Here is an 18,891-nt window from a genome sequence, read left to right as displayed (position 1 = left end):
CCAGTTGAAGATGCATGGGCGATCTCAATCGCCGACGCAGTGAATCGACAATTGTTACGCCGCCACCTTCACCCGAATCTCCTTCACCGCCCCCGCAACCGGATTCCGAAACCGCTCCATCAACTCCCACTCCCGCTTCTTCGCCTCGACAAAATGCTCATGCTTCACATGCCCAAATCCGCGAATGAATTCCGGAACCGACGCAATATCCACGGCCAGATCATAATTATCCGCTGACAGTTTCCCCAGCAACTCCTCCAGCGTCAACTCATAATCCACAATCAGCTGCCGCTCCATCTTGCGCTCTGCGGTATAGCCAAAGACATCGAAAGCCGTCCCGCGCAGCCCCTTGAACTTCGCAAGCAAGGAAAACGCCGTCATCATCCACGGCCCAAACAACCGCTTCTTCAGTTCGCCCGTTGCCGGATCGACCTCACTCATGATCGGTGGCGCCATGTGAAACGTCAGCTTGTAGTCGCCTTCAAATTGCGCCGCAATCCGCTGGCGAAAATCGCTGTCGGCATAGAGGCGCGCCACTTCGTACTCGTCCTTGTAGGCCATCAGCTTGAAGGCGTAGCGTGCAACGGCGGCGGATAGTGCTTTCAGTCCGGGAAATTTTTCGGCTTCGAGCTTTTGCACCTTGGCCACCATCGCCGCATAGCGATTCGCGTACGCCGCATTCTGGTACGCGGTGAGATGCTCCACGCGGCGCCTGATCATTTCTTCGATCGACTGCGACAGTCGCTGCGATGCGGGTGTGGCTTCGGGCGGCGTGGCGACGGCCTGCACCGCACGCAGATCCACTGCCGCACGTCGGCCCCAATCGAAGGCTTGCTGATTCTTCTCGACCGACACGCCATTCAGTTCCATCGCGCGCAGGATTGAGGCAAGCGACAAGGGAATCAAGCCTTTCTGCCAGCCATAACCCATCACGAACGGGTTAGTGTAGATGGCGTCACCCAGCAATGCGGTGGTGAGTTGCGATGCATTGACAAAATCCACCGCCGTCATTGCATCGCGCAACACGTCTTCCATGCCAGCAACCGGAATTTGCAGATCAGGCTGTTTCGCAAAATCACCGGTCGGCGAGACGTCCGAATTCACCACGCCCGAGGTGACGCCCTTCTGCACCTTGGCGATGGCTTCGTCGGAAGTGGAGACGATCATGTCGCAGCCGAGCAATGCGTTGGCTTCACCGGCGGCAATGCGCACCGCGTGGATATCCTCAGGCGCTTTCGCGATGCGTACATGCGTGTACACGCTGCCGCCTTTCTGCGCGAGGCCGGCCATGTCCAGCACCGCCACGCCCTTGCCTTCCAGATGCGCGGCCATGCCCAGCAGCGCACCAATGGTCACCACGCCAGTGCCGCCCACGCCCGTGACGAGTATTCCCCACGGTTTGTCGAGCGACGGCAAGGCAGGCTCCGGCAACGCCGCCAGCACTTCCTGCACGACCGCCTTGCGTTTCCGGAGCTGCCCACCTTCAACGGTTACAAAGCTCGGGCAGAAGCCTTTCACGCAGGAGAAATCCTTGTTGCACGAGGATTGATCAATGGCACGCTTGCGGCCGAGTTCGGTTTCCACCGGCACGATGGACACGCAGTTGGATTTCTTGCCGCAGTCCCCGCAACCTTCACACACCAGTTCGTTGATCACCACGCGCTTGGCCGGATCGGGGAACGTGCCGCGCTTGCGGCGGCGGCGTTTCTCGGCGGCGCAGGTCTGGTCGTAGATCATGACGGTGGCGCCTTCGATCTCGCGCAACATGCGCTGTACCTGGTCAAGCTCATCGCGATGATGCACGGTGACGCCTGGCGCCAATCCCGACTGGATCTCGGCGGCCTGATACTTCTCGGGCTCATCGGTGACCACCACCACTTTTTTCACGCCCTCCGAATGCACCTGTTGTGTGATCATCGGCACGCTGATCGGACCATCCACCGGCTGGCCGCCGGTCATCGCGACCGCGTCATTGAAGAGAATCTTGTAGGTGATATTCACGCCGGAGGCCACCGCCGCGCGAATCGCCAGCAGGCCCGAATGATAGTAAGTGCCGTCGCCCAGATTGGCGAAGATGTGCTTCATGTCCGTGAAGGGCTGGATGCCCACCCACGGCACGCCCTCGCCGCCCATTTGCGTGAAGGTCATGGTCACGTCCGGACGGATCCACTTCGCCATGTAGTGACAGCCAATGCCCGCCAGTGCCTTGGAACCATCCGGGACTCGGGTGGAGGTGTTGTGCGGGCACCCCGAGCAGAACGTCGGAATGCGTTCAATCTTGGCGCGCGGACGTTCAAGCGCGGCTTCCTTGTCCTCGATGAACTTGAGGCGCGCCTCGACAATCTTGCTGGTGTAGAACTTGCCGATGCGTTTGGCGATCACACGCGCAATCATCGCCGGCGTCAATTCGCCTGCCGCCGGCAGCAACCACGCGGATCGTGCGACTTCCCACTCGCCGTGATCGTCGTACTTGCCGATAACATGCGGGCGCACGTCGTCGCGCCAGTTATAGAGTTGTTCTTTCATCTGGTATTCGATGAGCTGGCGCTTTTCTTCCACCACCAGAATTTCGTCGAGGCCCAACGCGAATTCGCGCACGGCGGTCGGCTCCAGCGGCCAGGGCATGCCGACTTTCATCAGGCGAATGCCGATCTCGGCGGCGTGGCGCTCGTCAATGCCCAGATTCTCGAGCGCCTGCAGCACATCAAGGTAACTCTTGCCCGAGGCGATGATGCCCAATCGCGGACTTTCACAATTGATGGTGATGCGATTCAGCTTATTGACGCGACAGTACGCGAGCGCAGCATAGATCTTGCCCTGCTGCAATCGCAGCTCCTGCTCCAGCGGCGCATCCGGCCAGCGGATCGACACGCCGCCCGCCGGCATCGCGAAATCTTCCGGCAGCAGAATCTTCGGCGAGTCGATATCGATGTTGATCGAACCCGATGCATCCACCGTATCGGTAATGCATTTGAACGCCGTATAAAGGCCCGAGTAGCGCGACATGGCGATACCGTGCAGGCCGAGATCGATGATCTCCTGCACGCCGGTCGGATACAGGACCGGAATCATCGCGGCATCGAACATGTGTTCCGACTGGTGCGGCAGAGTCGATGACTTGCAGGCGTGATCGTCGCCGGCGATCAGCAGAACCCCGCCGTGTTTGGAGGAACCTGCGGCATTGGCATGCTTGAAGACATCGCCCGAGCGATCCACCCCGGGACCTTTGCCGTACCAGATGCCGAACACGCCGTCATATTTCGCGCCTTCAAACAGCCCGACCTGTTGCGAGCCCCATACCGCGGTTGCGGCGAGTTCCTCATTCACACCCGGTGTGAAATGGATGTGGTTGTCCTTCAGGAAATTTTTTGCTTTCCACAGCGCCTGGTCGTATGCGCCTAGCGGTGAACCGCGATAACCGGAAATGAAGCCTGCGGTGTTCAGCCCTGCGGCAAGATCGCGCTGACGCTGGATCATCGGCAGGCGAACCAGCGCCTGCGTGCCGGTCAGGTAGACGCGACCCTGGGTCAGCAAGTATTTGTCATCAAGCCCGATGGAGGCAAAGGGAGACGCGGGCGCGCCACGGGCGGCTTTGGTGGAGGGGGCAGCGGCAGACATCGGGAACTCCTCAAAATTGTGTTCTGGGGTTTCGGGCACGTTAGCCGGGAATCCGACGGAACATGCCGAACGCCTTTTCTTTCAAGGATTGTGTCCCGGTAGGAAGGCGCGCGCAAGTTTACAGGAAACGAGGTGATTTCCGCGGATAGATTGCCCGCACGCGGCGGAACGCGAGCATGCGGGTGAACTGTGCCGGCGGCTTACCTGGGATGCGCCCGGTTGGGCCCCCTTGGAGCGCGCCCTACCAAACCCGACAGCGATTCTCCCGGACCATCGGCTGGCCCGCCTTGCACGAGAAAGCTTTCTCGAACTCCGGCATGTTGACCACCAGGCCATTGACGCGATACTTGCCCGGAGAATGCGGATTGGTCAATGCGCGATCGCGCAGATCTTCCGGACGATTGTTCTCGCACGCCCATTGCGCATAGCCGATAAAGAATCGTTGCTCGGGTGAGAACCCTTCGCGGGATTCCGGCTTTGCACCGGCGATCTGCGATTGCCACGCCATCCACCCCAGCACCAGCCCGCCCAAATCGGCGATGTCCTCGCCCAGCGTGAGTTTGCTGTTGATCTTGATGTCGTCGACGATCGTGTATTGCGCATATTGATCGGCAACGCATTGCGCACGCTCCGTGAACGCCTTGTCGTCCTTCTCCGTCCACCACTCTTTCAGGTTACCTTTCGCGTCGAACTTGCGCCCCTCGTCGTCAAAGCCGTGCGTCAATTCGTGGCCAATGGTGCCGCCGGTATTGCCATAGTTCGGCGCATCGTCCATTTTTGGATCGTACAAAGGCGGCTGCAAGACACCGGCCGGGAAATTGATGTCGTTCATCTGCGCGTTGTAATACGCATTCACGGTCGGTGGCGTCATCGACCATTCGCCGCGATCGAGCGGCTTGCCGATCTTTTTCAGATCGCGCCGCGATTCGAACAGGTTGCCGCGTTGCACATTGCCCATGAAGTCATCGCGTTTGACACGCATCGCACTGTAATCGCGCCACTTGTCCGGATAGCCAATCTTGTTGACGATGCTGTGCAGTTTTTCGAGGGCTTTCAGTTTGGTTGCCGGACTCATCCATTCCAGTTGGTTGAGATCCGCCTGCATGGCCGCTTCGATCTGCCTCGTCATGTGCAGTGTCTTCTTCTTCAGATCAGCACTGAAGGCGCGGCTGACAAATTCCTGGCCGAGCGCCTCACCCAGTTGCCCATCGACCAGCGCCACGCAACGCTTCCAGCGCGGCTTCAATTCCGGCACGCCGCGCAGTGTCTTGCTGAAGAAATTGAAGTTCTCATTCACGAACGCGGATGACAGGTATGGCGCGCTCGAATGCGCCAGGTGCCAGCGCAGATAGGTCTTGATGTCATCCAGGCTCAGCGATTGCAACTGCGTTTCAAGCGCCTTGAAAAACTCGGGCTCGGTGACGTTGTACGAATTCATTGACGGAAGGCCAACCCCTTTCAGGTAACCATTCCAGTCAAACGCCGGCGTCAGCGCCTTCAGCCCTTTTGCATTCACTTTGTGAAACAGCTTGTACGGATCGCGGCGATCGACGCGTGAAAGCGACGCTTGTGCCAGCGCGGTTTCGAGTTCCATCACTTTGGTTGCATTGCGTTTGGCGGCCTCTGCGCTGTCGCCGAGCAATTCAAACGTGCGCGTCACGTGGGCCACGAACTTTTCGCGAATCTCCTTGGACTTGTCCTCGGGCTTGAGGTAGTAGTCGCGATCGGGCAGGCTCAGTCCGCCCGATGAGGCGAAAGCGATGACCTTTGTGGAATCGGCGAAGTCCTGGTTCGAACCGAAGCCGAAGAAGAAGCCGGCGTCCTGCGTTGCCAGGTGCAGCTTTGCGAGTACGGCCGGCAATTCGCGTTTTGATTTCATCGCGTTGATCTGGTCGAGATCGGGCTGCAGCGGTTTTGCACCGAGCTTCTCAACCGCCGCTTCGTCCATGCAGGCTGCAAAGTAATCGCCGATTTTCTGCTGGCGGATATTTCGGCCCTGCGTACTTTTCGCCAACCCATCGAGAATTCCCCAGAGATAGCGCTGGTTATCCTGTGTGAGCTTGCCGTACACGCTCCAACGCGGCTGATCAGCAGGAATGGGATTGTTTTTCATCCAGCCGCCGCAGGTGTATTGGTAGAAGTCCACACACGGATCCGCAGTCTTGTCCATCGCGTTGATATCGAGTCCCGGAGTGTAGGGAAACGACGTGGCGGGCTGGTCAGCGGATTTCGTTTGTGCCGCAACGGGATTGCCGGAGACCGACAAGCCAAGGAAGGAAAGTAGAACAAACAGCTTTCGCATCTGAATTTCTCCGCGAGAGTTAATCAAATTTCGTGAATGCGCGATGCTAGCAGATCAAATCATATTCATGTAATCCAATGGCTCCAACACAAGAGCTGGCGCGGCGTTTCGGCCACTTTCGCCCTGACACCCGCGACAGTGCTTGTCTTTTGCATTCAGCTCTTGTCAACATTGACGACATTATCCTTTGGCCGCCGATCGATCAACTTGTTCAGCGGATCGATTCCCGCCTTCGCAGGCTTGCGGTCCACGATCAGCGTGATTTCATTTTCTTCCTTCTCGAACTTTCGCTTTTCGAGGAATATCGGCACGCCTTTTTCATCCAGGACACCGACGTCGATCCAGTCCGCGAGCGCCACATCTTCTTCCTTGCCCGTTTTATCAGCCTTGCGTTTCTTGGCGGTAATATTCATTTTCACCTGGAACTTGCCGTCCGGCAGTTCCTTCCATGTCGCCTTGGTGGCGCGATTGTCGAACAGGATGATATTTTCAAACATGTCGTCGATGACGTACTGCAAATGCGGCGGCGTGACGGCTCGAATGTGCTTGAGAAAAATGGTCGCGTTCGGATACGGTGGTCCCTTGTAGGCAGATTCCTCTACCAATGCCTTCAACGCGCGATTCACATTTTCTTCGCCGATGTAGTCCTGCAGCGCATACATCACTACACTGCCCTTGTTGTAATGTATGTACGGCTGGTTTTCCACGCGCGCCAGCGGCAGTTCCTTTTTCTGCTCGAAAGCGCGACCGGTGAGGTATCGATCCATTTCGTAGGCGAGGAACTTGCGCATTTTCGCCTCGCCGTACTTCTGCTTCATCACCATCAATGCCGAATACTGCGCGAGCGTTTCCGACAGCATGGTGCCACCCTGCACGTTTCCACCCATCACCTGATGCGCCCACCACTGATGCGCCGCCTCGTGGGCCGTGACGTAATAGGGATAGTCGATATCTTTCTCGTCGTTTTCCTGGACGCGGGCGATGAAGCCGATGGCCTCCGAATACGGAATCGTATTAGGGAAAGCCTGCGCAAATGATGCATAACGCGGGAACTCAATGATGCGGAACTGTTTATGCTGATACGGCCCGAACGCATTGCTGAAGTACTCGAGCGAGGCTTTGGTGCCCGCGATCATGCGCTCGATGTTGTATTCGTGGCCGGGTTGGTAATACACCTCGATGGGTACATCGCGCCACTTGTCTTTCCTGACTGCGTAGCGCGCCGACTGGAATGCGAAGAAGTTAAGAATGGGTACATCCATCTTGTAGGCAAAGTACCGCCGGCCACCTTCTTTCCATTCCTTCTGCAAGTAGCCCGGCGAGATGGCGATCTGGTCTTCGTCCGTGCCGACGGTAGCCTCGAAGTCGATCCAGTCGGCATCGTTGGAAATGTAGTTGCTCTTCAGGCCTTCAGCATCATCGCGATCGCGCATCCGTTCCTTTGGCGGAAGCCCGTATTTCTTGCGGTCCTGGTCGCGCGTCAGTTCCATGTTTTCCTGATAGCCGATCACGGGAAGGATGCTGCGGCCATTGATGAATGAGCCGTTGTAGACCACCTCCGTGTTCGAACCGGCATTGGTGAAACCGCGGGTTGGCAACTCGAGATCAAAGTTTAGCGTCGCCTCAGAGCCCGGTGCCATCGCTGTCTTCAGTTTGTACCGCCGGACACCTATCTTCTCGTCGTTCTCGGCAAGGTCTGCGGGCGCGTCAAATTCCAGCCGATGAAAAATGAGTTCGTCATTCGCGAATCCCAGCCACACCTCGGTGACCGGCAGCTCGTTCTTGTTTTTTAGCCGGTAACTACCCACCATGCGTACCCGCTGCTCACTCGGGTAAAGATCAGTCTTGATGCGAACGGCCGTGATGCGTGGCTGCATTGCGCTGGCAGTTGTCTTGTATTTCTTCTCGTAGTCCACCTGCCTCAGTTGGCCTGCGGCACTGTTCTGGTAGCGGTTCAGAACATTGGTGTTGTAAAAAATGAATCCCCCCAAACCGGCAAACAATAGCATCGAGACGGAAGTGGCTACGACCACCCCCCCCTTGAAACGACCGCGCGCCATGACGATGCGTTCGCGCCAGCCGCTGACAGTGCCGCGTGTCCATAACAAATACGCGACGATCACCAACAGCAGCGCCGCCGTCGTCCAGTACGCCTGGAAGGTAAATGCGCGCGGCAGGAAATGCCCGAAACCATTCATGTCCGAATACGTAAACGCCGGAATTGATCCGTATTTGTACAGATTGTGTTCAAAGCCGAGACCGCCTGAGAACGAAATGATGATGTAGTACACAATCATCACGAAATGGCCGAGGTATTTGTGATTCACGACGCTGTGTATCGCAATGGCGAGCGCGCACAGCAGCCAGTACTCCATCAGTTGCAAGCCGAGCAACCCTTTCAAGTACAGGCCGATCTCGAAGTGGTAATAGCCCTTGAATGCCTGGATCGTCATGCCGCAAAGCATCAGCAGGAATTGGAGCAGCACCGGCACCAGCATCAGCGCCAGCAGCTTTGACAGGAGCGGCAGCCAGGTCGGCACCGGGGTCGCATCGATGATCTGGTCGAGACGATTGTCGCGCTCGCGCCATACCAGTTCGCCCGCATAGAAAGCGATGATGATGAGCATGAACAACGCAAACGTACCCGCCAGCAGTTCAGCCATTTGATAAGTGACCGGCCAGGTATTGGTGCCGAAACGACTTCCCAGCGTGGTGCTCGCAAAGATCAGAAACAGGATCCCGGCAAACACCAGCACGCCGAAGTAAATGTTTTTGATTGTCTCGCGCAGATTCAGCCAGACGAGGTGCGGCAACAGGTTCAAGCCGGCGGGCCTGATCGAAATTTGGGCTGCCGCAGGCGTGGCGGCCGGTCGGGCCATCGATGCGGAACGCGATGCATCGTCACCGCCCGTGTCGATGAGTTTTTTCGTCTTGCCTGCGGCGCGTTCGGCGGAAAATCCTGCAAACGAGAAACGCCAGAAGCCAAAAGCTGCGATCAGCGTGGCAACCCCCAACCACAGCAAACGGTTCCAAAGCAATATGCCCTCAAACGGAATCGGGCGTGTATTGCGCTCGGCCACGGTCCAGTATTCGGCGAGGCGGCCGATCGCGGACATGCCAAACGGGTCGATGAGCGCGGCGATGGTCTTGTTGTCGATATCGCGCAGCAACTGGAGCGAAATCAGATAGCCAATCAGGCACAGCACACTGCCGATATAGACCGGCAACATCTTTTTGGTGAGCGCCGCGGTAACAAAGAAAATGCAGCCGATGAGAAGCGCGTTGGGCAGCAGCACCAGTGCATAGGGCCGCAAATAGGCGGACCACAAATTGTGCCCCAGGCGTTCGGCATCCATGCCCGGCAGCAGCGTCGCCAGCCAGGCACCGAGCCCGATGCTGGCGAAGATCACCAGCAGTACGCCGAACGCGCCAATGAACCGGCCGCCAAGATATTCGAGTTTCGAAATCGGCGAGGTAAAGAAAAAATGATGCGATCGGTATTCGGCATCCTGCTGCACGGCGCGCCCCATCACCGCCGCCATCACAATCACACCGAACATGCCCAGCAACGAGACTGTCTGCGCGAGCGCGAACGGCGAATTGACGAACACCTTTCCGGAGCCAAAGGAGATGTTGGCATCCTTGAACAACCCGCCGGCAGCGGCGATCCACAGCATGGCCATGACAAAGAACACCAGGAAATAAATCCAGGTCGAAAGCCGCGAAACGCGGGTCTTGAATTCAAACAGCGCAATGGAGGTCATCATTTCGTGTGCTGCCTATGCGAGAGCGGATTCGGCGGATTCCGCGGGTTCATTGGATTCCGTGGATTCCGTGGGTTGAGCCGTCTGGTCACCCAGAAAACCGCCGATGGCCGCAAAGTAGGTGTCCTCGAGTTCCGGCGCAACTGGCAGGAACGCCGAATCGGGCTGCCTGTTGCCGATGACGTGAATTCGCGTCTTGCCGGAAATGAGTCGCGTTGAAATCACCGGGTACCGTTGCTTGGCCGCCGCCAATTCAGCGCGTGGCACGGAAGTCGCCCACAGGCGGCCCTCCAGCGCACGCGTAAGTTCGGCCGGCTTGCCGGTCAACAGAACCTCCCCTTTGTTAATGATTGCCATGTTCGGACACAAATCGCTGACGTCGGACACGATATGCGTGGACAACACCACGATCACCTGCTCGCCGATCTCCGCCAGCAGATTGTGGAAACGCACCCGCTCTTCCGGATCCAGGCCGGCCGTGGGCTCGTCAACAATAATGAGTTTCGGGTTTCCCAGCAGCGCCTGCGCGATGCCGAAGCGCTGGCGCATGCCGCCGGAGAATCCTCCCAGGGCTTTGTCGCGCACGTCATGAAGATTCGTTTGTTTGAGCAGGCCGGATACGACCTCCATCCGTTCTTTTTTGTTGGATAACCCCTTCAGTTCCGCCAGATGATTCAGCATGTCCATGGCCGACACCTTGGGGTAGACGCCGAACTCCTGCGGCAGATAGCCCAGTTGCCGGCGCACCGCGTCTTTATCCTTGAGCACGTCGATGTCGCCCAGACGCACGGAACCGGCATCGGCGTCCTGCAAGGTCGCGAGCGTACGCATGAGTGTGGATTTACCCGCGCCGTTGGGGCCGAGCAGGCCAAACATTCCCGTTGGGATGGTCAGCGTGACATTTTTCAACGCTTGCACGCCGTTGGGATAGGTCTTGGAAAGACCGTTGATCACGAGTTCCATGGAATTTTTCCGTGCAGAGTGGTCGAAGCTGGCAGTATCCCTTTGCCCCCACCCAGAAACAAGCCAAGGGCGACGAAACGGCTGAAAGGCGTGACGATGTTCGCGATATCGCGGTTGAATCGCAGATAATTGTCGATTCAATTTTCGGCGTCCATCGCCAACATGATCAAACTGCTCCCATTGATTCTCGGTGTATTGATGCTCATCCCGGGTTGTGCCGTGCTCGATCCGCACAATATCGTCGGCCGGCATTATCCGGATCAACCCGCCAGTAACGTACCGGTGCCATCGACTGACAACTCGTGGCGGCAGGCGGCACTTGACTACGTGTGGACAACGATCAACGAGAAGTACTACGACCCGAAGCTGAACGGTGTTGACTGGGGCGCCGCCCGCCGGAAATACGAATCGTCCATCTTGTCCGCCGCCAGCGATGACGATTACTGGGAGGCGCTGGACCGCATGACCGGCGAACTCAGGGATTCGCACACGCGGGTGCACGGCCCCAAGCAGGTCGCGCAGCAGCGCGATCACGAATCACATTCGCTCGGTATCGGTTTCCTGGAAATTGGCGATGAGCTCGTCGTCACCAGTGTACATATACAGTCGGATGCCTACTGGGCAGGCGTCCGCGCGGGAATGACGCTCAAGTCGATCGAAGGCGAACCCGCGATGGCGCGCTACAAACGCCTGATGACGGAGGTACGCGATTCGTCCACGCCGTGGGCACGCACGCGCGGCGCGATTCGCAAAATTACCGCCGGCGATGTTGATAGCATGGTCAGCATGACGTTCGCCCGCTCCGGAACTGCCGACAGTGCTGGTGCCGATATTCCGGTCACGATGAAACGCCGGATATTCCGTATACCGCCGGAAATCACTTGGCGCATATTGCCATCCGGGCATGGCTACGTGCGGTTTACCAATTTCCTGGGGGGAATGGAGGACGGCATACTCAGCGCCATTGACAACATGAAAGACACGCCTGGCATGGTCGTCGATCTTCGCAACAACGGCGGTGGATCGCTCGCCATGTCGAGCACCTTGATCACACGATTCCTGAGCGAAAAAGCCAAGGGGGCACGCGTCCTGACACGCAGCGGCCAGCCAGTCACGGTGGCGTTCATTCCCGTCATCAAACTGGAAACGGAACTCAACGGCAGCAAGGAAAATGCCTATAAGAAACCGCTGGTCATACTGACCAACGAACTCAGCGCATCCGCATCCGAAATATTTTCCAGCACGCTGCAGGATCTGGGGCGCGCAACCGTGATCGGGCAGCGCAGTTGTGGATGCCTGCTAGGTTATCTGGGCTACGCCGACTTACCCGGTGGGGGACAATTGGCATACAGCGAGATCGGCTTCGTTTCGCCGAAAGGAAAACGCATTGAAGGCGAAGGCGTGAAACCGGATATCGAAATCAAACTGACGCGCGAGGATATTCTGTTCAATCGTGATCGGGCGCTGGAAGCCGCGGACGCGTTCCTCAAGGAAAAATCAAGGTCCAGACAAAAATGAAGATCCAGCGTCGCGACGCCGGGGGAACCGGAGGCTATCCCGGTGGACGTCTCCATCAGCGCGGCGCGGTATATAGAGAATAATTGCAAAACTCCAGCATTGGCGCGCCTTTTCAGACCTTTTCGGCCTGAACAGCGCGCCAGTGCTAGCGTTTTATGCATGAACCCTGGTCGGGATTCCCCGGCTATCAATACTCGCCGTCAGTCTTCTTCCGTCGCATGCACTTTGTAAATCTTCACCAACTCCGCCTGCGTATGCGCCGGCACCGGTTCGTAATGTGAGAGCTCGATTCCATAGCTGCCATGCCCGCCGGTAAGTGACTTCAGTCGCGTCTGGTAGTCACGCAATTCCGACAGCGGCACGACCCCCGTCACCACCGACACGCCGGCGGAAAGTCCGCGCGTGCCGGTAATCTGCCCCCGGCGCGAGGACAAATCGCCGGTCACCGCGCCGATGTATGTATCGGGTACCGTGACCTCGGCATTCACGATCGGTTCCAGCAGCACGGACCGCGCCTTGGAAATCGCATCGATGAACGCCTTGCGTCCCGCGGTGGCAAAGGCCACTTCCTTCGAATCCACCGGATGACTTTTGCCGTCGTAAATGATGACGCGCACATCGTGCACCGGAAAACTCGCCAGCGGGCCTGAAACCAGAACCTCGCGAATGCCTTTTTCCACGGCAGGGATGAATTGCGTGGGAATGGTGCCGCCGTGGATATCGTTGACGAATTCAAAACCCGCGCCGCGCGCCAGTGGCTCGATGCGCAGGAAGACTTCGCCGAATTGTCCCGCCCCGCCCGATTGCTTCTTGTGGCGGCAATGGCCGTCGGCCTTGGCCATCACGGTCTCACGATAGGGAATCTTCGGCGGCTTGGTGATGATTTCCAGGTTGTATTGCTTGTTCATGCGCTCGAGCATGATGCGCATGTGCAAATCGCCCAAGCCGTTGATCACCGTTTCGTGCGTGGTGGGATGCCGCTCCATCACAAAGCACGGGTCTTCCATTTCCAGCTTGTGCAGCACTTCGAAAATGCGTTGCTCGTCGCCGCGGCGCTTCGGCTCCACGGCAAGGCCGTACATCGGCTGCGGAAACTCCAGCGGCAACAGGTGAATCTGGTCCTCGTCATGCGAATCGTGCAACACGGAATCGAACGCGATGTGCTCGACCTTTGCCACTGCACCCAGATCACCCGGCACCAGTTGTTTCACCTCCTGGTATTCCTTGCCCTGCAGCATGTAAAGGTGCCCGGCCTTGAACGGCTTGTTGGTCTCGCCGACGTACAGCGGCGTATTGGGGGTGATGGTTCCCTGATGCACGCGAAACACGCCGACCTTGCCGACAAAAGGGTCAACAATGACTTTGAAAACATGGGCAATGACGTGCATGTTGGAAGCCGGCACGGAACGGAATTCCGCGGCGTCCTTGCCCTCGCCCTTGACGAACAGCGGCGGATTGCCCTCCATGGGATTGGGTGCAAGCTTGGCAAGAATATCCAGCAACTCCGGCACGCCCGCACCCGTGCGTGCCGAGACGAAGCACACCGGAATCAGGTGCCCGTCGCGCAGCGCTTTTTCGAAAGGCGCATGTAATTGCTCGGGCGTGATCGAATCGCCCTGCTCCAGATACAGTGTCATCAAGGCTTCATCGACTTCCACCACCTGATCGACGAGCGCGGAGTGCGCCGCGGCCACCGATGAGAAATCCGCATCGCCTGCCGGATTGAAAAAACAATCGATCACCGCCTTGCCGCCGTTCGAAGGGAGATTGATCGGCAAGCATTCCTTGCCGAACGCTTCCTGAATTTCCAGCAGCAGAGCCGGCAAATCGACGTTATCCGCATCGATCTTGTTGATCACAATCATCCGGCAGAGATGGCGTTTTTGCGCCAGCGTCATCATGCGGTGCGTGGTGAGTTCGATTCCATTCTGTGCATTGATCACCACCGCCACGGTTTCGACCGCATCCAGCGCCGATATCGCCGGGCCCATGAAATTCGGGTACCCGGGGGTGTCAATCAGGTGGATGTGGGTGTCGAGGTGGGAGAAATGCAGGAGGGAGGAATTGAGCGAGTGCTGGTAGGTTTTTTCGAGGGGATCGAAGTCGGCGACTGTCGTCCCCTTTTCTACACTGCCGGGCGTCGCGATCGTCCCGGTGCGGTGCAGCATGGCTTCAGCCAGGGTCGTCTTGCCGCCGGCGCCGTGGCCGACAAGTGCGATGGTGCGGATCTGTTGCGTCGTGTAGGTCGACATGAATTCTCCAATGCGGAATTATTTTCTGGTTGCTGAAAATAGCCTACCACCGAGTTGGATTTGCATCAAAGGGTTAGATCAAAGAATGCTGAAATATTGCGCTCCCTCTGGACGTCATCGGATGTCTTGTGCGCAATGGAGTGCGGCGCAGCGCCAACGCAGCCCGCTCAGTTTGCCTGCTTCAGATTCTTGTCCAGAAACTTTTCCACCCGCGTCCAGAAATCAAAGGTGTTCGCTTCGAGCATCCAGCCATGCCCCTCGTCAGGATAGGTTACCCATTCCAGGTTCTTGTTGTGCGACGCCACGGCGCTGCGCAGCGTGATGCCGTGAACCATCGGCACGCGGCGATCATCGCCACCGTACGCCATCAATAGCGGCTGGGTCAGTTTCGCGGCCTGCTTCACTGGCGAAGTCGCGGCGAATTGCGCCGCGTCCTTGTCGCGGTCTCCGACCAATACCGGCATGCCATATTCCCGCCACAGGTCACTGAAATCGCTCCAGCGGCTGGTAAAGAGCAGGTCCAGATCCGTGACGCCCACCCAATTGACGCCGCAGCGATAGAGATCCGGATAACGAATGAGCCCCATCAACGTCGCGTATCCGCCATAGCTGGCGCCGGCGATGCAAATCCGGCCAGGGTCCGCGATGCCCTGCTCGATGGCCCAGCGGGTGGCATCGGCGATGTCGTCCTGCATGGCGAGTCCCCATTGCTTCCACCCCGCGCGAAAGTGCTTGAAGCCGAACCCCGCGCTACCGCGAAACTCGGGCTCCAGCACAACATAACCTCGCGACGCGAGGAACTGCGAATTGGCGTCCCACGCCCATTCGCCGCCGCGCACATAGGGTCCGCCATGCACCAATACCACCATCGGCGCGGGCCCTTTCTGGCCGGTTGGCCGGGTCACATGCACGGGAATACTCAATCCATCGCGCGCGACGACGCGGCGCATTTCCCGGCCCGACATGGCTTGCGCTTTCAGCCACGGCCGCGATTCGGTCAGCACCGAGAGCGTGCCCGCGTTCGCGTCGAATATGTACATGATTGCCGGCTGCCGATCAGACCAGGATCGCACCAGCAGTCTTTGCGGATCAATGCAATCCCCACAACTGATCTCATTGATGCGCCCCGGAAGCGCCTTGTCTATGCGCGCCTGCATGCCCTTCAACGTTGCATCAAACCAGTGTGTGCCGCGCGCATCGGTCAGGAAATGAACGCCGACGACCGCATTGTTACGGCCAAAAACCAGCCAGCCAAAAAAGTCGTAACCATCGAGTTCGACCAGAGGCGTCCACTCGATATTCGGGCGGCTCATGTCGATACGTGAAAGGACTTCCTTGTCGGAATCCTTGCCGCGACGGCCCGCAACATACAACATGCTAGTGCCTTCGACGGCAACCAAATTGATATGGTCACGCGTATCGCCGTAGGTCGCCCATTCCGAAACCTTGCTCCATGGCGCGTCCGCCGAAGCCTTCCAGTAAAGGCGCGATTTGCCCTCGAAATGACTGATGCCCGCCCGCAGCGTTCCATTGCGATCGAGCGCCCAGGTGTGGACAAAGTCCGGCCCGCCTTGGGTGAGGATGCGCGTCTTGCCATTGACGGTATCCAGACGCAGCAGTGAGTATCCGCGGACCTGATAGCGATCGTCGCGATCCACGCGCTGCACGATGATATCGTTGCTGCCATCGCGCACCACCGAGTGAAAGCGGTGGAAAATGGACAAACCCGCTTCCGTGAGGCGCGTTCCCGACACAGCAACGACGCCGCCCACTTCATCGGTCGAAAACTGGCGGCGGATGAGGTTGCGCGGTTGCTCCTTGCCTTCCCGGTCCACCGCGAACAGCCCACCGCCAATCTGCTCACCGGCAGGTGACTGAAAATCAACCACACTGAAAATCAGCCGGTCATCGTTGACCCAGCGCACTGATACGACATCGGCGTCGGCATACAGGGCCAATGCCCGCGATTGTCCGGCGGCGGTCAAATCGATCATCACCAGTCCCAGCCGGCCTTTGGCGCCGCCCTTCATGGTCGCCGCGACATACCGGCCTGAGGGCGACATGATGGCCTGCGAAGCAGCCGGGTAGCGGAAAAAATCCGCAAGCGGAACAGATGGCGCCGCGCCAGCCAAACCCGGCAACATCAATGCAAACGCGACCGTTGCATTCCTCATCCCGTTTGCGATTGTCACCAGCGGCCTTCCTTTCGTGATCGGTTGTATCGCCGCCAATGACAAACTCAAGCACTGGCGCGGCATTTCAATGGAAAATGGCTGAAACACCTCGCCAAATGGCGATTTACAACTAATTATGCTGGGCATGTAGCGGTAACAACTTAGGTGTGCCACCGGCACTGCAACTGCGCATTGGTTGTTCAGTCGACAATCTATCGAGAAATGCTAACGGCTGACCGCGTCTGCAATTTTATTTTTCGACCTCGCCATTTCCCACGCGAATGGGTAGGGAAATCCAAAGGCGCGCGGATTACAATCGCGCCCGCATGAAATGCCGGGAAGACAAATGGTCAGCTATCATGCGCCATGACTTCTGCCTCCTCCGCCCCTGCTGCGCCCTCTGCCCTCAACCCCGGCGTAATGAAACGCGAAGTTTTCGCCTGGTCGATGTACGACTTCGCGAACTCGGGCTACACGACGGTCGTCCTCACGGCCGTATTCAACGCCTATTTCGTTTCGGTCATCGCGCAGAAGGCCGAGTGGGCGACGTTTGCATGGACGGCGATTCTCGCGGTTTCCTATCTGGCGGTGATGATTGCCGGACCCATCATCGGCGCCTACGCGGACGCGCACGCGGCGAAGAAGCAGGTGTTGATGGTGGCCACCATCGGCTGCGTGATTTCGACGGCTCTGCTGTATCGGGCCGGTCCGGGAACCATTGCGTGGGCGGCGGTATTTATCATCATTTCCAATTTCTGCTATGCCATCGGCGAGAACATCACGGCGGCATTCCTGCCGGAGCTGGCGCGGCCAGAGGCGCTGGGAAAGGTTTCCGGGTGGGGCTGGAGTTTGGGATACGTAGGCGGGTTGGTGGCGCTGGGCCTTTGTCTGGCGTGGATCATGACGGCCGCGGCGCGTGGTCAATCCACGTCAGAAGCCGTGCCCGCAACCAATCTGATCACCGCCGCCGTCTTTGCGCTTGGGGCAAGTGTCACGTTTTTCTGGCTCAAGGAGCGCGCAGAGCCTGCGCCACCGTCGAAGGACACGATGAGCGCTTTCCGTCGTCTCGCCCGAACCGCTCACGAAGCGATCCGCTACAACGACTTGTTGCGCGTGTTCCTTTGCGGCACGTTCTATCAGGCGGGTGTCGCGACCGTCATTACGCTGGCGGCCATTTATGCCCAGCAGGTGATGGGATTCTCGACACAGGACACCTTGGTCCTGGTACTGGTGGTCAACGTCACCGCCTGTATCGGCGCGCTGGCGTTTGGCTATGTGCAGGACGCCATCGGCAAGAAGAACGCATTGGCGATAACGCTGCTGGGCTGGATGGCGATGGTGGGGTTCGCCTGGTTCGCTACCACCCCGCCGCTGTTCTGGGTCGCGGCGAATCTTGCGGGCATCTGCATGGGCTCCAGCCAATCGGCAGGTCGCGCACTGGTTGCGTTTTTCTCGCCACCCGATCGCGCCGCGGAATTTTTCGGATTATGGGGCGTGGCGACGCGATTGTCGGCCATTCTCGGCCCGCTGACTTACGGCGCGGTATCGTGGGCCAGCGGCGGCAATCATCGCCTCGCGATGCTGATCACGATCGTATTCTTCATTGCGGCGCTACTGGTCCTGGCGGGCGTGAACGAGGCGCGCGGGCGCGAGGCCGCACGATAGCGCCTTGCCCGCTCGGCTATACTTGCGGCTGAATAATGATGATTCACACGCACGCGGCTCCGGTCCTTCATGCAAAAAAACTATTACCAGATTCTGCGCATCAAGAACGACGCAACGGCGGAACAGATCGGCGATGCCTACTATCGCGCGCGCGACCGCGTTGCGCAGTCCGGCATCGAGGACCCGGATACGCTGGCACTGCTGAAAGATGCCTATGAAACGCTGTTCGACGAGCGCAACCGCGCGGCATACGATCTGTCGCTGAGCGAGCCGCCAGCGCCTCCGCCGCGATTGCGCGCCGTGGTCGCGCCGCCGAGTGAATTCTCGATGGACGCGATGGATGCCGACCTTGGCCGCGACAGATCTGACACCGGGACGCGCAGAAAATGGATTGGTATCGCCGTTGCAGCCGGTGCAGCGTTGCTGACCGTGTTGGCCGGCTTGATGTTTGCCGGCAAATCTTCGGTGCCCACTGCTCAGATCGTCGTCGCGCCAAGTGTCACGAGCGCATCGAGCATCCCGGTTTCTTCCGAGCCGCTAACTTCGGCGCAGGCGCCTGCCCCAGCGCAACAGAATCCCGCCAACACCGCGCCGCGCACCGGTGATCAAGTGTTCGCCGAAGTGTCGCGCAGCAT

8 protein-coding genes are annotated in these 18,891 nt (G+C 58.5%); 2 read left to right on the top strand and 6 right to left on the bottom strand.

Annotated elements, in window-relative coordinates:
* Nucleotides 1-54: 54 nt before the first annotated feature.
* The 4 genes from IPP88_24680 to IPP88_24665 all read right to left on the bottom strand — a co-directional run bounded on the left by IPP88_24680 (nt 55) and on the right by IPP88_24665 (nt 10,647).
* Nucleotides 55-3,618, bottom strand: a complete 3,564-nt coding sequence (locus IPP88_24680) for an indolepyruvate ferredoxin oxidoreductase family protein (GenBank protein MBL0125715.1) — start codon at nt 3,616-3,618, stop codon at nt 55-57.
* 241 nt (nt 3,619-3,859) lie between these two features.
* Complete coding sequence (locus tag IPP88_24675) at nt 3,860-5,920, bottom strand: M13 family metallopeptidase (protein MBL0125714.1); 2,061 nt, start codon at nt 5,918-5,920, stop codon at nt 3,860-3,862.
* Between the two features lie 155 nt (nt 5,921-6,075).
* Nucleotides 6,076-9,684, bottom strand: a complete 3,609-nt coding sequence (locus tag IPP88_24670) for an ABC transporter permease (GenBank protein ID MBL0125713.1) — start codon at nt 9,682-9,684, stop codon at nt 6,076-6,078.
* 15 nt (nt 9,685-9,699) lie between these two features.
* A complete protein-coding gene (locus tag IPP88_24665) occupies nt 9,700-10,647 on the bottom strand; it encodes an ABC transporter ATP-binding protein (protein ID MBL0125712.1) in 948 nt (315 codons plus the stop codon).
* Between the two features lie 162 nt (nt 10,648-10,809).
* Here IPP88_24665 and IPP88_24660 point away from each other — a divergent pair, with 162 nt between their 5' ends.
* Nucleotides 10,810-12,165 (top strand): hypothetical protein, encoded by a 1,356-nt coding sequence (locus IPP88_24660; GenBank protein ID MBL0125711.1) that lies wholly within the window; start codon nt 10,810-10,812, stop codon nt 12,163-12,165.
* Between the two features lie 200 nt (nt 12,166-12,365).
* Here the strand turns inward: IPP88_24660 and IPP88_24655 are convergent, their stop codons facing one another.
* Nucleotides 12,366-14,417, bottom strand: coding sequence for an elongation factor G (locus IPP88_24655; protein MBL0125710.1), 2,052 nt, complete (start codon nt 14,415-14,417; stop codon nt 12,366-12,368).
* 167 nt (nt 14,418-14,584) lie between these two features.
* Nucleotides 14,585-16,609, bottom strand: a complete 2,025-nt coding sequence (locus IPP88_24650) for a S9 family peptidase (GenBank protein MBL0125709.1) — start codon at nt 16,607-16,609, stop codon at nt 14,585-14,587.
* 429 nt (nt 16,610-17,038) lie between these two features.
* Between IPP88_24650 and IPP88_24645 the strand changes: the two genes are divergently transcribed.
* Nucleotides 17,039-18,256, top strand: coding sequence for an MFS transporter (locus tag IPP88_24645; GenBank protein ID MBL0125708.1), 1,218 nt, complete (start codon nt 17,039-17,041; stop codon nt 18,254-18,256).
* The last annotated feature ends 635 nt before the right edge of the window (nt 18,257-18,891 follow it).

The sequence above is a fragment of the Betaproteobacteria bacterium genome, from assembly GCA_016720925.1.
In the GTDB taxonomy this organism is placed as follows: domain Bacteria; phylum Pseudomonadota; class Gammaproteobacteria; order Burkholderiales; family Usitatibacteraceae; genus UKL13-2.
Note: the sequence above shows the minus strand (reverse complement) of the source record. Positions and strands in the feature narration are given on the sequence as shown.

Coding starts and splice junctions, on each gene's coding strand:
- IPP88_24665 (MBL0125712.1), bottom strand. CDS start 10,647: ATGGAACTCGTGATCAACGGTCTTTCCAAGACCTATCCCAACGGCGTG.
- IPP88_24675 (MBL0125714.1), bottom strand. CDS start 5,920: ATGCGAAAGCTGTTTGTTCTACTTTCCTTCCTTGGCTTGTCGGTCTCC.
- IPP88_24680 (MBL0125715.1), bottom strand. CDS start 3,618: ATGTCTGCCGCTGCCCCCTCCACCAAAGCCGCCCGTGGCGCGCCCGCG.
- IPP88_24670 (MBL0125713.1), bottom strand. CDS start 9,684: ATGACCTCCATTGCGCTGTTTGAATTCAAGACCCGCGTTTCGCGGCTT.
- IPP88_24645 (MBL0125708.1), top strand. CDS start 17,039: ATGTACGACTTCGCGAACTCGGGCTACACGACGGTCGTCCTCACGGCC.
- IPP88_24655 (MBL0125710.1), bottom strand. CDS start 14,417: ATGTCGACCTACACGACGCAACAGATCCGCACCATCGCACTTGTCGGC.
- IPP88_24660 (MBL0125711.1), top strand. CDS start 10,810: ATGATCAAACTGCTCCCATTGATTCTCGGTGTATTGATGCTCATCCCG.